The organism is Lysinibacillus sp. BSL11, assembly GCF_052928325.1.
In genome coordinates, this window is record NZ_JAVGCX010000009.1 from 199,523 (window position 1) to 212,344 (window position 12,822).

At 36.6% G+C, this 12,822-nt stretch carries 20 protein-coding genes; 14 read left to right on the plus strand and 6 right to left on the minus strand.

Annotated elements, in window-relative coordinates:
- The first annotated feature begins 33 nt into the window (after positions 1 to 33).
- The 6 genes from RCJ95_RS13055 to RCJ95_RS13080 all read left to right on the plus strand — a co-directional run bounded on the left by RCJ95_RS13055 (position 34) and on the right by RCJ95_RS13080 (position 3,810).
- On the plus strand, positions 34 to 429 hold the full coding sequence (locus RCJ95_RS13055; protein WP_257522027.1) for a pyrimidine dimer DNA glycosylase/endonuclease V: 396 nt from the start codon (positions 34 to 36) through the stop codon (positions 427 to 429).
- A 15-nt stretch (positions 430 to 444) separates the two neighbouring features.
- Positions 445 to 1,068, plus strand: coding sequence for an HAD family hydrolase (locus RCJ95_RS13060; protein ID WP_221679894.1), 624 nt, complete (start codon positions 445 to 447; stop codon positions 1,066 to 1,068).
- Between the two features lie 358 nt (positions 1,069 to 1,426).
- Positions 1,427 to 1,747 (plus strand): PadR family transcriptional regulator, encoded by a 321-nt coding sequence (locus tag RCJ95_RS13065; protein WP_004228545.1) that lies wholly within the window; start codon positions 1,427 to 1,429, stop codon positions 1,745 to 1,747.
- A 56-nt stretch (positions 1,748 to 1,803) separates the two neighbouring features.
- The gene (locus RCJ95_RS13070) at positions 1,804 to 2,145 is read left to right on the plus strand and encodes a DUF1048 domain-containing protein (RefSeq protein WP_036080890.1); all 342 of its coding nucleotides are present in this window, start codon (positions 1,804 to 1,806) and stop codon (positions 2,143 to 2,145) included.
- Between the two features lie 153 nt (positions 2,146 to 2,298).
- Positions 2,299 to 3,060 carry an ABC transporter ATP-binding protein gene (locus RCJ95_RS13075; RefSeq protein ID WP_446722397.1) on the plus strand — a complete coding sequence of 254 codons (762 nt, stop codon included), beginning with the start codon at positions 2,299 to 2,301 and terminating at the stop codon, positions 3,058 to 3,060.
- Entirely contained in the window at positions 3,061 to 3,810 is a 750-nt protein-coding gene (locus tag RCJ95_RS13080; protein ID WP_405026782.1) for an ABC transporter permease, read from the plus strand.
- 103 nt (positions 3,811 to 3,913) lie between these two features.
- Here the strand turns inward: RCJ95_RS13080 and RCJ95_RS13085 are convergent, their stop codons facing one another.
- Together RCJ95_RS13085 and RCJ95_RS13090 are read right to left on the minus strand one after the other, a co-directional pair.
- The gene (locus tag RCJ95_RS13085) at positions 3,914 to 4,150 is read right to left on the minus strand and encodes a DUF362 domain-containing protein (RefSeq protein ID WP_221679891.1); all 237 of its coding nucleotides are present in this window, start codon (positions 4,148 to 4,150) and stop codon (positions 3,914 to 3,916) included.
- 11 nt (positions 4,151 to 4,161) lie between these two features.
- On the minus strand, positions 4,162 to 4,671 hold the full coding sequence (locus RCJ95_RS13090) for a YwhD family protein (RefSeq protein WP_221679889.1): 510 nt from the start codon (positions 4,669 to 4,671) through the stop codon (positions 4,162 to 4,164).
- A gap of 590 nt (positions 4,672 to 5,261) precedes the next feature.
- Between RCJ95_RS13090 and RCJ95_RS13095 the strand changes: the two genes are divergently transcribed.
- The 3 genes from RCJ95_RS13095 to RCJ95_RS13105 all read left to right on the plus strand — a co-directional run bounded on the left by RCJ95_RS13095 (position 5,262) and on the right by RCJ95_RS13105 (position 6,873).
- On the plus strand, positions 5,262 to 5,612 hold the full coding sequence (locus tag RCJ95_RS13095; RefSeq protein ID WP_016994532.1) for a PadR family transcriptional regulator: 351 nt from the start codon (positions 5,262 to 5,264) through the stop codon (positions 5,610 to 5,612).
- On the plus strand, positions 5,599 to 6,597 hold the full coding sequence (locus RCJ95_RS13100; RefSeq protein WP_446722398.1) for a hypothetical protein: 999 nt from the start codon (positions 5,599 to 5,601) through the stop codon (positions 6,595 to 6,597). The genes RCJ95_RS13095 and RCJ95_RS13100 overlap by 14 nt, the downstream gene beginning before the upstream one ends.
- Before the next feature lie 138 nt (positions 6,598 to 6,735).
- A complete protein-coding gene (locus RCJ95_RS13105) occupies positions 6,736 to 6,873 on the plus strand; it encodes a hypothetical protein (protein WP_221679885.1) in 138 nt (45 codons plus the stop codon).
- Between the two features lie 151 nt (positions 6,874 to 7,024).
- Here the strand turns inward: RCJ95_RS13105 and RCJ95_RS13110 are convergent, their stop codons facing one another.
- The gene (locus RCJ95_RS13110; RefSeq protein ID WP_221679883.1) at positions 7,025 to 7,435 is read right to left on the minus strand and encodes a DUF3888 domain-containing protein; all 411 of its coding nucleotides are present in this window, start codon (positions 7,433 to 7,435) and stop codon (positions 7,025 to 7,027) included.
- A gap of 454 nt (positions 7,436 to 7,889) precedes the next feature.
- Positions 7,890 to 8,528 carry a hypothetical protein gene (locus RCJ95_RS13115; protein ID WP_446722399.1) on the minus strand — a complete coding sequence of 213 codons (639 nt, stop codon included), beginning with the start codon at positions 8,526 to 8,528 and terminating at the stop codon, positions 7,890 to 7,892.
- Between the two features lie 135 nt (positions 8,529 to 8,663).
- Here RCJ95_RS13115 and RCJ95_RS13120 point away from each other — a divergent pair, with 135 nt between their 5' ends.
- Entirely contained in the window at positions 8,664 to 9,545 is an 882-nt protein-coding gene (locus RCJ95_RS13120; RefSeq protein WP_446722400.1) for a hypothetical protein, read from the plus strand.
- Positions 9,546 to 9,577: 32 nt separating this feature from the next.
- On the opposite strand, the gene RCJ95_RS13125 is transcribed toward RCJ95_RS13120, so the two are convergent.
- Together RCJ95_RS13125 and RCJ95_RS13130 are read right to left on the minus strand one after the other, a co-directional pair.
- Positions 9,578 to 9,784, minus strand: coding sequence for a hypothetical protein (locus tag RCJ95_RS13125; RefSeq protein ID WP_313150090.1), 207 nt, complete (start codon positions 9,782 to 9,784; stop codon positions 9,578 to 9,580).
- 159 nt (positions 9,785 to 9,943) lie between these two features.
- Positions 9,944 to 10,066 (minus strand): YjcZ family sporulation protein, encoded by a 123-nt coding sequence (locus RCJ95_RS13130; RefSeq protein ID WP_081456919.1) that lies wholly within the window; start codon positions 10,064 to 10,066, stop codon positions 9,944 to 9,946.
- Positions 10,067 to 10,305: 239 nt separating this feature from the next.
- Here RCJ95_RS13130 and RCJ95_RS13135 point away from each other — a divergent pair, with 239 nt between their 5' ends.
- From RCJ95_RS13135 to RCJ95_RS13150, 4 genes are all read left to right on the plus strand, one after another.
- A complete protein-coding gene (locus RCJ95_RS13135) occupies positions 10,306 to 10,656 on the plus strand; it encodes a hypothetical protein (protein WP_221679877.1) in 351 nt (116 codons plus the stop codon).
- Positions 10,656 to 11,078, plus strand: coding sequence for a hypothetical protein (locus tag RCJ95_RS13140; protein WP_257522033.1), 423 nt, complete (start codon positions 10,656 to 10,658; stop codon positions 11,076 to 11,078). Before RCJ95_RS13135 ends, RCJ95_RS13140 begins: the two co-directional genes overlap by 1 nt.
- 127 nt (positions 11,079 to 11,205) lie before the next feature.
- Positions 11,206 to 12,171 carry an alpha/beta hydrolase gene (locus tag RCJ95_RS13145; RefSeq protein ID WP_257522034.1) on the plus strand — a complete coding sequence of 322 codons (966 nt, stop codon included), beginning with the start codon at positions 11,206 to 11,208 and terminating at the stop codon, positions 12,169 to 12,171.
- 19 nt (positions 12,172 to 12,190) lie between these two features.
- Complete coding sequence (locus tag RCJ95_RS13150) at positions 12,191 to 12,361, plus strand: hypothetical protein (protein WP_221679873.1); 171 nt, start codon at positions 12,191 to 12,193, stop codon at positions 12,359 to 12,361.
- Positions 12,362 to 12,822 lie beyond the last annotated feature (461 nt).

A 12,822-nucleotide genomic window follows, 5' to 3' on the forward strand; every position in this document is an offset into this window, starting at 1 on the left:
ATTAATGGTTGATTAATAGAAAGGAGAAGGCACATGAGGTTATGGCATATAGATTTAATTGCGTATCTACCAAAGGGACAACTACTGTCGCAGTGGAGAGAGCTAAATAGCATATTTGCGAAAGAGGATCAGCATATACTGATTAATTATATATACGAATACCCGAAAGAAGACTTGTATTTGTATACAGAAAAAGTCATGGATGAAATGAAGAAGCGGGGTTATCAAATTCGAACCTACGAAAAAAAGAATAACTACTTTAAGGATTTAGGTCCAGTAAAGGATAGGAAACCCTTTCAACAGCATCATAATCAGGAATATCTTGAAATATGTTTTTATAATTTAAAGGAGAAATTTATAAGAGGTCAGAAGGATTATGAAGAAGAAATGTATCAGCAATTATGCACATATGTAAATAACGTGCTTTAACTAGGAGGGGAATACATGCTAAGAGCGATTATATTTGATGTAGATGGAACGATTTTGGATACAGAGCAAGCGATTTTACAGTCATTGCAAAGAACCTTACGAGAAGAAACACAACAGGACTATCCGTTTGAGGCGCTACGATTTGCTTTAGGCATCCCAGGAAAAGATGCATTGCAGAGGCTCAACGTGGATGACATAGAGGCTGTGCATCAGAAATGGTCTGCGGCTGTGCTGGATTTTTCACATGAAGTGGCTGTTTTCGAAAGTCTAGAGGAAGTTATTCAGCACCTTGCAACAAAGCCGCTACAATTGGGTATTGTCACTTCTAAAACAGCGCAAGAGGTAGTGGATGAGTTTGAGCCGTTTGGGTTAAGTGAGTATTTCCAACATATTGTAAGTGCCAGTGATACGGAAAAGCATAAACCAAACCCAGAGCCGCTGTTAAAATGTCTGGACGCATTACAGGTAGCACCAGAAGAGGCCATCTATATCGGTGATTCTATCTATGATTTTCAATGCGCAAAGCAGGCAGGTGCTAAATTTGCCCTTGCCCATTGGGGAGCCAAATCCACCACTGGCTTTGAGGAGGCAGATTACGTTTTTTATGAGCCAAAGGATATTTTAGCAATCGTTAAGTAGCATGAAAAATAGAAGATGGTGTCCTATATTTCACATCATCTTTGCCTATTACATGGTAGGTGGAAGGTAAATGTTTAAAAAGGTTAAGACAGTTAAATTCCCTATATCTAAATTGTTGTCAGTCGCCTGATAAGATTTGAAATTTTAATGAAAGAATATGGAGTTGCGTAGGCAGCTCTTTTTTCTTTCTTGAATAGTGGCATCAGAAAATTTATAAGAAAAGTAATTGACACCCAAACTACTCGGTGTTACTATGTAGTTGTAATAAGTAATACTTAATAGCTTCTCGAAAGCGAAAAAATTTTACCTAAGTACTAAGTTGTACAGAATAGTAAAGCAAATAGAGGTGGTTCTGCATATGGAAAATTTAACAGAGATGCTGAAGGGGTCCCTGGAAGGCTGCGTACTGGAAATCATTAGCCGTCATGAAACCTATGGATACGAAATTACCCGACGCCTGAACGAGTTAGGGTTCACTGAAGTCGTGGAAGGGACGGTCTACACCATCCTCGTGCGTTTAGAGAAAAAAAAACTGGTGAATATTCAAAAGAAACCATCAGATATGGGACCACCCCGCAAGTTTTACTCACTTAATGAGGCTGGACGTGACGAACTAAAATTATTTTGGGAAAAGTGGGATTTTATCTCGTCAAAAATCAATGCTCTAAAGTCTTTTTAGTTTCATATGATAATGCGTCTGATCTTTAGCTTGATAATACAAAGGAGGAAAATAACGTGATCGAATTGTTCAAAAAAATGATGGGTGATAAAAAAGAGTACAAGATGATGATGGCACGGGTCGAACAACTACCAGAGGATTACCAATTTGTGTTTAAAAAAATTCAAAACTACATGTGGAATTTCACAGTGGGTAATGGGATGGATATGCTGCATATGCAATATGAATTGATCGAGTTGTTCGAGGCTGGGGCAGCAGAAGGCAGGAAAGTGCTGGAAATCACTGGCGAAGATGTAGCGTCTTTTGCTGATGAGCTAGTGGCAAACGCAAAAACCTATATCGCCAAGTATCGTGAAGATTTAAACCAAAGCATTTTAAATCGATTAGGAAAAAAATAAATGGGTCAGTAATACCGACTGAATAGCTACTTGTTCATTGTTGCCTTCGCTATTCAGTTTTAATTTCAAGTGGTACTAAGTTATACAGATTATCAGTCAGACTGAGTAGTTAAGGAAGGGCAATCTACTCTGCAAAAAAAGGGAGGAAAAAGGATGATTGAAGGTGCGATTTCTGTAAAAGGGTTAAATAAATCTTTTAAAGAAAAGGAAGTTTTAAAGGGCGTGGATTTTGAGGTGCGGCGTGGCGAAATTTTCGCATTGTTAGGCTCAAATGGAGCAGGGAAGACGACGATAATCAATATTCTCTCCACATTGATGAAGGCTGATGGTGGCAAAGTAGCGATTTGTGGTTTTGATGTCCAGCACCAACCAGATCATGTTCGTCAGAGCATCAGCCTGACAGGGCAGTTCGCCACTTTAGACGGTACGCTCACAGGGCGAGAAAACCTGATCATGATTGCCAAGTTGCGAGGGGTTTCCAATCCCGCTCAAACCGCAGACAATCTACTCGCAAGATTCAGCCTGACAGATGCAGGCAATCGTCGGGCAGACAATTTCTCTGGCGGGATGCGGCGCCGACTTGACATTGCCATGAGCATGATTGGGACGCCAGCAGTTATATTTCTAGACGAACCAACTACAGGGCTTGACCCTGAAGCACGAATAGAAGTCTGGGAAACAGTCAAGGAGCTTGCAGATGGTGGCACGACCATCTTGCTAACGACCCAATACCTGGAGGAAGCCGAACAGCTGGCGGATCGTATTGCCATCCTACATGAAGGAAAAATGATAACGACTGGCACACTTTTAGAACTTAAAGAGATGTTCCCACCAGCGAAAGTAGAGTACATTGAGAAGCAGCCAACACTGGAGGACATTTTCCTCGCCATCATTGGTAAAAAGGAGGAGATTTAAATGAAGAGTAAAACATGGGTATTGCTAGGGCGTTTAATGCGTAACATTATGCGCAGTCCTGATACAATAATCACGGTGGCGATTACGCCAATTATCATGATGCTACTATTTGTCTACGTATTTGGTGGCGCAATAGAAACAGGTACAGCCAACTACGTTAATTATTTATTGCCAGGAATCTTGCTGATGGCAATTGCATCGGGCTGCGCTTACACTTCCGCGCGGTTGTTTACAGATAGAAAGAGTGGGCTGATGGCACGTTTTATCGCCATGCCCATCAAGCGCTCGTCTGTATTGTGGGCTCATGTTTTGGCCTCGCTTATTTCCAACGCGCTTACTGTTGTAGTTGTTATCCTTGTTGCGTTGTTGATGGGTTTCCGTTCTAGTACGGATCTCTTTAATTGGTTTGCGGTAGCTGGCATACTAGGGCTGTTTACGCTAGCACTGACATGGTTGGCAGTCATTCCTGGATTGGCAGCAGGCACGATGGAGGGGGCAACAGCTTACTCATACCCGCTTATTTTCCTACCTTTTATCAGTTCGGCCTTTGTTCCCACGGAAACCATGCCTACAATTATCCGTGCGTTTGCTGAGAACCAGCCCGTTACCTCAATCGTCAATGCAATTCGCGCCCTCTTATATGAAGGCTCTGTGAGTAATGATATCTGGCCCGCTCTTATGTGGTGCATCGGCATCATGGTCATCGCTTATTTTTTCGCCATTAAACAATTTAAACGCCAGTTAGGCTAAATTCGTCATTATCAAATAAGTCCATACGAAAAAGTCGATTTCTTATTGTATAGGAAATCGACTTGTTCTCGCTTCTATTCAATTTATATGGTTAAAGACAATGCTAATTTCGAAAATGATTTCGTGCTAGCAGTGTAGCTGACTGATATTCAGAAGGCAACTCGTCCTCAAAATAAATCGCTTCTACTGGACAAACTAATTCACAAGCTCCACAATCAATGCAAAGATCTGGATCAATTACATATTGGGTACCTGTCATAACAATGCAATTTACTGGACAGACATCCAAACAGACAGCCGCTTTTTCATCCCTGCATAATTCTGTAATTACAAATGCCATTATAAATCCTCCTATACAGACAACTGGTGTTTTAATTCTTCGGGTGAGTGTTTCCAATACGCTTCATTAAATTCAGATAAAAACTGATAAAGTAGCTTTTTTGAATGACTATCCATATGCTGCAAGAGAAATTTCCCCTTCAGTGCCTTATCTAAAAAATTTACCTGCTCTGGCAAAGATTTATAGCCAAGCTTAATACGACGTTCTTCCTTTGATACCCGTACTTCACTTGCGGTACATCCCGCATAATAGGGGCCATTTTGATTAACCTGAATCGCTACCCAAACTATCCAGTAACGATAATAATCGCTGCTAGCATGGGCTAGGTCAGGGGAAAAACGAACTTTTTTTTCAATTTTACTTCGTCCGTGTAAGGCGTCTAAATCTATAAACACGTGCTCTTTTTCACAATCTATAATAATTGACGTTACATTATTTAGATCAAGGGTACCTACTCCGTAACCTCCATCTCCGTCAGTTGAATCGTTACTTAAAATTGTAAAATGCATTTTCTCTTTCATAGAAGTCACCTCGACACATTTGTATTTCCTTATTAATAAATAGTTAATCGGTCTGAACATACAGTTTTGCTCATAGCAAAAATCGCATAAAAAAACATCACTGTACGCTGCGTTGTACAAGATGTATACCTGCTGGTAATTTTTCAAGTACAAAACTAACAAACACATTACGTATAGTTTTTATAAATTAAGATACTTGAACGTTTTAGTAGTAATTTTTTTCTATACGTAACGGTTGTCTAGGATTTCTCCTAATACTTTTATAGTTAAAAAGTATAAATACAATATACCGTCTAACATCAATGATTGTCTTCAGACTAATGTCTGAAATGTTATGTATTGGAAATTTGACGATAATTCAGTGATTGGACCTTTAATTAACGGAACGTGGTTGCTATCAATTTTGCCCTTTCTTTTTAATTGGTAGAAAGCAAGTATCTGTAAAAGAGACAAAGACTCCTGTGTTGAAAAACAGCTTTTTTTCTATAAAGGAAAATAAAATTGCTTGTTGTTGTAACAACAATAGTGTACGATACATAGTATAAGTTATACAGTGTATGTCATATAGTAAGTGAAATTGAGGTGAGTAAATGAGTACGTTACTGAATTCATTAATGACAGAACTTAGGAGAGGAACACTGACATTAGCAGTTTTAAGTCAATTACGAACACCGCAGTATGGATATTCACTTGTTCAATTATTAGAAGATTCGGGCATTAACATCGATCAAAGTACCTTATATCCATTGCTTCGCCGTTTAGAAAAACAAGAGTTAGTGACAAGTAGCTGGGAAACCTCTGAGAGTAGACCCCGCAAGTATTATGTATTAAGTGAATATGGATTAGACGTCTTTTTGCAATTGAAACGAGAATGGATTAATAATTCAAAAGAACTTTATGAGTTACTAAAAGGAGATGAGGATAAAGATGAATCTGACTGAAATTTATATTCAAGAAGTCACGCGGAGGCTGCCTGAAAAAAATCGTGAGGATATTGCACTTGAGTTACAATCAATCATTGGGGATATGCTGCCTGATGATTACAATGAGCATGATGTAAAGGAAGTGCTGGAAAAGTTAGGGAACCCAGCGGCGTTAGCGAGCGGTTATCGTGATCAACCAATGCATTTAATTGGCCCTCGCTATTTTGATGTATACCTCTCGCTACTAAAAATGATTATTCCCATTGCCGCTGTCATTGCGGTCATCTCCATGATTGCTGAATATTTTATTGGATTTGGTGGGGAAGAAGCAGTTATGAATGCTGTCCTCAATATGATGGGTGAAGGAATATGGAGGATCATTGAAGTAGGCATACATGTCTTTTTCTGGCTAACACTTGTATTCGTCATTTTGGAACGAACAGATAAAGGAAAAGAGCAGCATCCATTATCAGCAAGTCTTAAAAAATGGACTCCTGAGGATTTGAAAAACGTCATTTATATTCCGAAGAAAAAAGCAATTACCAAGCTTGAAGTATTTGGCTATTTAATGTGGACGGCCATTTGGGCAACACTATATTTTTATGCAAATCATCTTTTAGGTATATATGAAGGTGGTGGAGAGGGTCTCAAATTCGTAACGCCAGCTTTAAATCAGGATGTTTTACTTCGTTATTGGCCCATTGTAATCGTTGTCATTGCTCTCGAAATTGGGTTAGCTCTCTATAAACTACTGAAAGGGCAATGGACGAGGAAAGTGGCAATCTTTAATACAATTGTGGAGCTTTTCGCAACCGTTGTATTCATTGTGATAGTAAGTAATCCGAATTTAATGAACCAAGAAAGTATCACGTACATGAGTAAATTATTTACCACATCTACTAAGCAATTTGAAATATGGCTAATTGGCGGCATAATTATTATATTTGTTGTATCTGCGGCAATCAGTATATTCGACGGCTTCCGCAAGGCACGAATTCGGTAATTCATTGTTGTTTATCATTATTAGTACGCAACCATGGATACCTTACTTAAAGATGGCCTCCGTATAGAGCCATCTTTTTCTTTTGAAATCTACGTAGGATGAAGTGAAATTACATAAATAAACAGTGGGGGAATTAAAATGGATTTACTAATTGGAATAGCAATTGTACTAATTGTGTTTTTCTCTTCAAGCATAATAGAGAAAAAGTTAAAATCGATTGAAAGGCAAAACAATCGCATAATAGAAATAATAGAAGAAATAAGAGATAGAAAATAAATAGATAGTTTACCAACAGTAAAGTTTAGTATAACGATGAAATACCCCATCAAAAAAATCTAGCTTTGACGGGGTGCTTTTATCTGCCAAAGATGAAAAAATCGCACGACATTAAATAAAGGGACAAGTCTATGATTTTAATGGGAAGGTATTATTCAGGCGGATATTTATACGTTTTGAGATGCGTGTGATGAATCAATTTAACATCTGGTCCTGAAGAAATTTCATAGGTCATTTGATCCCTTCCAATAGGAATCCATTGTCCGCCATCCGTAGGTTCAATTTCAAATGTAATTTGCATGTTAAAGCCTCGGAAATGATTTCTTTTTGTATCAATTACTTCAATTTTCCATGGCGTAATATGAGGGGAAACATCCTTCCTAATCGTTGAATAATAATTGGTCAAATCTTCTTCAATATAAGGAGTAAGCAAAAGCATGAGCATATCCTGCAATCTCAGCTCGTTAGAATCCTGTGTTGGTTCAGCTGTTGAAGCGGGTATTGTTTGAAATGAAGTAATTAGTACAAGGGAGAATATAAAAAACAGTAAAATCTTTTTCATTTTCTTCCAAACACCTCTTTGTGATCTTTCCCTAATGCATTGTATTGTTACCTTTATGGAATGAAGTATGTATGATCGAAGTGAAGGTGTTCGAGTATAGGTTATACAAACAATTGAAGATATTTTCTGACATGTCGATTGGCAAAAATAAGTTGCAATACGGTTCATCATAATAAATGGTGTGGAACCAATCATTTTGCCTTGCTATATTTTGATCAACATAGGTATTCGATAAAAAATTTAAAATAACTTCTAACATAAATCTACGTCCCATCATTATGTATTGGATGGCGATGAAGTTGCAATAGGCAAAAAAATAGAAGGGACACGGTTGGAAGTGCCCCTTAGTAACAAATCGGGAGGTGCCATGTTAAACGAATTCGCTTAACACTAATTCTATTTATATGATAATAATACTTGGTTTTATAGAACATCATCTTGCATATGCTAAAATTTACACGTCGTAGCGAAGAATGGCTGTTATCCAGTCCTTTACTAATAGTTGCCATTGGAGCTGTGAACTGTCTAAGGGAAGAGAGAGACTTTGCAGCTCTTTAGGGAGCAAGTGTATTTTATGACGTATTATTTCATTGTCAGGTGATTCTGTATCAATAAATAAAAGATAGCGTCCAATTAAATCTTCCTTATACATAGATGGATAATCAAGGGCTTTTAATACACGTGTAGAAAATTCCACACCATTTAGGTTTACTTCAAAATGTCCCCGCACATTAAATTCACAGTGAATATGTATACCAGATAATCGACGTAGCGCTTGTAGGAAAGCAGCTAATGTTCTTTCACTAATGAAATAGGTTTTCCAATAGTATTGACTCTCTTCGTGTTTACTTGAATTAGCATCATATGTATCATATCTTATTTCTAATGTTTCTTCGGCTTCGTCAAATTTTTTCCTAGTGAGGTAGTGCCGTGCAATTTTTTTAATGGTGTGATGATCTAAGTCACATCCATAGCTCAGAATAGTTACTTGTCTACGTTGTGCTTTGGCGAATAACCGCATTTCTAAATTTGCATCACTATTTAGATCCCAGCCATAGCGTGGGTTGTAATGAATATAGTTACTTTTGTTCATTGCGTCCCCCTTTTTGCCTTATCTAATACCATTATAAATAATTTTGTCTAATTTTTCCTTATTTTTCTTTTAAAAATGAAACTTTTGGATTTTTAGTTTCGTATAAAATGGAAAATACTTTTTTAGGAGGTAATTATGGCTAAATGGAGAGGCACAATCCTTCTTTGTACATTGCTACTAACAGCCTGTACAGCAGAAACCGTTCAACCTAAAGAACAAATACAGGAAGAGCAAAACGATGAAAATATGGTGGTCACAAAGGATGGCAAGATAACCTTTGAGATTAAGAATGAGATGGGTGTTCCACAAGATAAAGTAGAGGCTATAAAGGATGAAATTGTGACAGCATACGACCACATAAAGGATTATATACATACTTCCTACACGCCATCAGAGCACATTAACGTATGGTTTAAGGAAGACGGTCTCTCCTGGGGGTTTGCATCGAAAATCGAACTAACTGGTGTTAATGAAGATATCTATCCACTAGTCCATGAAATGACCCATTCTTTACTTGGCTATGGCAACAATTTCGGATCAGACCATGGCTATTTTACACAAGAGGGTTTTGCGAGTTATATGGAGGATCAATATGGAAAAAATAAATTATACTTTGAAAAATACATGAAGCATTATTTGGATTCAGATAAGTTAATTCCCATTAGTAAGTTAATTGATCCAAATCAAGATGATGTCTATTTTCGCCCAGCACTTTCAAGTGAAGAACAGAATCGAGTCATGATGGAGATGAGCTACACGCATGCGGCATCATTTGTTAAATACTTAATTGATACCTACGGACTCGAAAAGTTTGAACATATATACAACGAGAAAGAACTAGCGCAAAAATTAGAGGAAGTTTACGGAAAGAGTAGTAGTGAGTTAGAAAAGGAATGGTTAGCATTTATTCAAAATCAACAAGGGTTTACTCATGAGGAAAAATTTAAATCAGGAAATTTTTATGATATGAATACAATTCTTCTTCAAATAGACCCAAAATATTTTGCCAAGGAATAATATTTTTCTAAATAAGTAAACCCAAGTGCTCTTTATTTGGAGCTCGTGGGTTTACTTGTGTATGAATTCGGATGAAACTGTCTATGTAATAAATGAACGCCCAGTAAAACGCACAGACCACCAATGATTCTTAATAATATATTTTTGAGAAATACAGTATCGTCAACCGTAATGACAATCAACAAAGGGCCAACCATAATCAATGCGATGCCTAGCAATGCTTTAATTACTCTCAACATGTAGAATCCACCTCAATTTTACCATTTCAGATTTGATTATTGCACGATTGTCTGAAAAGGAAAAGGGTCACTAGGCTGGTAAAGTGACCCTTATAAAATAGCTAGTATGACCTTACAAACTTTAGGAGTCTGTAAAAGGTTAGGTGCTAATTGGGATGATTAGTACATGAAAGAAGCGCCAACAATAATTAAAAGAATGAATAGAACGACGATTAATACGAATGTTGAACCGTAATAGCCGCCACCGCCAGAGTCGCCGCCATAATAGCAGCTGTTGTTCATGTTACCTACGTTTCCGTTGTATCCCACTGAAAATCCCTCCTTTCTACAACCTATAATATGTGTGCTGGCAGAAAGGAGAAATGGTATTTACCCTATGGTTCTAAAAAATGCTGAAAACATACTTGTAAATTATTTTTGTAGAAGAAGGTTTTTCATTTACTTAATTTTTATTTTTTTACATAATTAGAGAGTGGTGTTTTAGGTTTGCAAGTAAAGTTAGAAAAGAAAGCGGGCGTTACATGCTAAGGGAAAAGCTAAAGCAAAAAATCATAAGTGAACCAACTGAATGTATGGCTTATTTAACAGAATTAGTGAAGTCAAATCGAATTTATGATGGGGAAGTATTGGCAATCATTATAGATGTTATAAAAAATGGGCATGATCAATTAACCAACACGCAGTGGGATGTCTTGTTAGATAAGGGTTTACTACCTGATCTTTATGTAGAATGTGATGGCTGTGAAGATACCATTCCCTGGTCAGAAATGTACCGTGCGATTTTTATAGCGAGAGATCATTATTGTCCCTTTTGTAGATATTTAGCAAATAAAGAATACAAGGTTATTAGACTAGGATGGTTGAGGCAATAATGAAATGGTTCATAATAATTGCCGAATGGCTATTGTTTTTATATGTGTTAATTTGTCTATTGAGCTTTAACATAATTCACCTTGGAAACCTTCTCTATGTGGATATGCCACACGAAGAACCGATGACTGTGACAACATCCTTTGCGCAGACATCACTGTTTATTATAGGTATAGGTGTTGTTTGTTTTTTGTATATGAAGTATTTAAGGGGTAGTAATGCTTATAAAAGGTCAAAGGCAGTGATCTGGGGAAGTCTATTTGCCTGCCAAGCATTGGCAAGCGGTTTTTATTTGTTCATGCGATATGGGCTTATATGGAATCAGCATGAAGCAATGGAGCTTTTATTATCGACTTTGATTAGTTTCATTTTAACCATTCAGGCAGTTATGAAATATTACGTGTGTAAAAGGACCGAAACTTGATTGTGTATAAAATGCAGGAACGATTGATGGCAGTGAAATAGTCAAAATATAGGTGCGAATTTATCTGTTAAATATTAAAAAAGGAGAGAGCAAATTTGCTATAAAATGAAGAATATAGGTGAGAAATATGAAAAGAGGATTTAAACGCATTATGTTAATTATATTTACAATTATTATTTCATTATTGGTGTTGATTCTTACTTTGAGCTTTATTAATCATAAAATACAATTATCAAAAGAAGAGGGACGATTTGTTCCAACTGGGCAACTTGTAGAAGTTAATGGTCATCAAATGCACGTTTATACAGAAGGAAAAGGAGAAGATACCCTTGTTTTTATGTCTGGTGGTGGTACGAGCTCACCTGCATTAGATTTTAAATCTCTTTATACTTTGTTAAGCGATAAATATAAAATTGTTGTTGTTGAAAAGGCAGGTTATGGATTTAGCGAAGTCACAGATATTGACCGAGATATTGATACAATTCTAGCTGAAACAAAAGAGGCACTTTTTAAATCAGAAATTGAAGGTCCATATATTTTATTCCCTCATTCGATGTCTGGCATTGAAGCCTTGAAATGGGCGCAAGACTACCCTGATGAAATTAAAGCTATTATTGGATTAGATATGGCTGTTCCTGCTGTATATGAAGAAATATCTATCAATATGTTCCTCGTTCGATTAGGTGCTTTTACTGCTAAGACTGGTTTGATCAGATGGATTCCAAAACTATCAGAAAGTGACGCAATAAAATATGGGAATTTAACAGACGAAGAGAAAGAGTTGTATAAAGTAATTTTTTATCGAAGAACATTGACTAAAGATATGGTTAATGAAATAGATCATATAAAAGCAAATGCACAAAAAGTCAAAAAAGTGGGAATCCCGAACATTCCTATACTTTTGTTTTCATCGAATGGTGAGGGGACTGGTTTTGACAATCAAAAGTGGAATGGAATTCAAAATGACTTTATTAATAGGATTGATAAAGGTAAATTAATTGAGTTAGATTCTTCACATTATGTTCATAGTATTGACTATGAGCGAATAGCTGAGGAATCAGAGGCCTTTATAGAAAGTTTACATCGTTACTAGCATATGAGGAGGCCATATGTTGAAAAATATAATATTATTTTTTTCTCTACTAGCTGTTTTGTTAGTTACTTCGGGTTGTTTGAATGAAATGGTTGGGCAAAAAATAACTGTACAAAAACGAAGTGGTGAAGAAAATATTTTGAAGACTTTAAAGAATTCAATCAAAAAAACAAGTGGAAAAAGCGATTGATATAGTGAAAAATGCTAATTGGATAAATAAAAAAGTAGAAATGGCACGCTATATGCGGACTACCAATTTCAATTTTTATTTAAGAACAGTAGCGAAAACTAAATAGCCTATTATTCGCTTTGGGTTAGCCAAAATGGTGAAAATTTAGAAATTGTTACGGACAGCGATAAATATGTGGAATTAGCAAAGCGAGATACAGAAAATCTCTATAAAATTTTAACAGGAGAAAAAATAATAAAGTAATGCCATGTCCTGAATACGCTTCAACTAACAGAGTCTTGACTTGAAGACCAATGGTAGTTTAGTTTGAAGAGCTTTGTTTGACTTGCGTTCAACAAAACCAGCTAATAGTTGTCAAGATTTTTCAATAAAAAAATTAAAACTCGCATGATATACTAAAAAAGGGTACAGCAAATAAGCCTTCCTCTTTAAAATTGGAAGGTTTTTCTCAATGTACTTAA

Bases quoted from the DNA above. Each gene is read 5' to 3' on its own strand.
- RCJ95_RS13055 (WP_257522027.1), top strand. From the start codon at position 34: ATGAGGTTATGGCATATAGATTTAATTGCGTATCTACCAAAGGGACAA.
- RCJ95_RS13060 (WP_221679894.1), top strand. From the start codon at position 445: ATGCTAAGAGCGATTATATTTGATGTAGATGGAACGATTTTGGATACA.
- RCJ95_RS13065 (WP_004228545.1), top strand. From the start codon at position 1,427: ATGGAAAATTTAACAGAGATGCTGAAGGGGTCCCTGGAAGGCTGCGTA.
- RCJ95_RS13075 (WP_446722397.1), top strand. From the start codon at position 2,299: ATGATTGAAGGTGCGATTTCTGTAAAAGGGTTAAATAAATCTTTTAAA.
- RCJ95_RS13080 (WP_405026782.1), top strand. From the start codon at position 3,061: ATGAAGAGTAAAACATGGGTATTGCTAGGGCGTTTAATGCGTAACATT.
- RCJ95_RS13085 (WP_221679891.1), bottom strand. From the start codon at position 4,150: ATGGCATTTGTAATTACAGAATTATGCAGGGATGAAAAAGCGGCTGTC.
- RCJ95_RS13090 (WP_221679889.1), bottom strand. From the start codon at position 4,671: ATGAAAGAGAAAATGCATTTTACAATTTTAAGTAACGATTCAACTGAC.
- RCJ95_RS13095 (WP_016994532.1), top strand. From the start codon at position 5,262: ATGAGTACGTTACTGAATTCATTAATGACAGAACTTAGGAGAGGAACA.
- RCJ95_RS13100 (WP_446722398.1), top strand. From the start codon at position 5,599: ATGAATCTGACTGAAATTTATATTCAAGAAGTCACGCGGAGGCTGCCT.
- RCJ95_RS13105 (WP_221679885.1), top strand. From the start codon at position 6,736: ATGGATTTACTAATTGGAATAGCAATTGTACTAATTGTGTTTTTCTCT.
- RCJ95_RS13110 (WP_221679883.1), bottom strand. From the start codon at position 7,435: ATGAAAAAGATTTTACTGTTTTTTATATTCTCCCTTGTACTAATTACT.
- RCJ95_RS13115 (WP_446722399.1), bottom strand. From the start codon at position 8,528: ATGAACAAAAGTAACTATATTCATTACAACCCACGCTATGGCTGGGAT.
- RCJ95_RS13120 (WP_446722400.1), top strand. From the start codon at position 8,664: ATGGCTAAATGGAGAGGCACAATCCTTCTTTGTACATTGCTACTAACA.
- RCJ95_RS13125 (WP_313150090.1), bottom strand. From the start codon at position 9,784: ATGTTGAGAGTAATTAAAGCATTGCTAGGCATCGCATTGATTATGGTT.
- RCJ95_RS13130 (WP_081456919.1), bottom strand. From the start codon at position 10,066: ATGAACAACAGCTGCTATTATGGCGGCGACTCTGGCGGTGGCGGCTAT.
- RCJ95_RS13135 (WP_221679877.1), top strand. From the start codon at position 10,306: ATGCTAAGGGAAAAGCTAAAGCAAAAAATCATAAGTGAACCAACTGAA.
- RCJ95_RS13140 (WP_257522033.1), top strand. From the start codon at position 10,656: ATGAAATGGTTCATAATAATTGCCGAATGGCTATTGTTTTTATATGTG.
- RCJ95_RS13145 (WP_257522034.1), top strand. From the start codon at position 11,206: ATGAAAAGAGGATTTAAACGCATTATGTTAATTATATTTACAATTATT.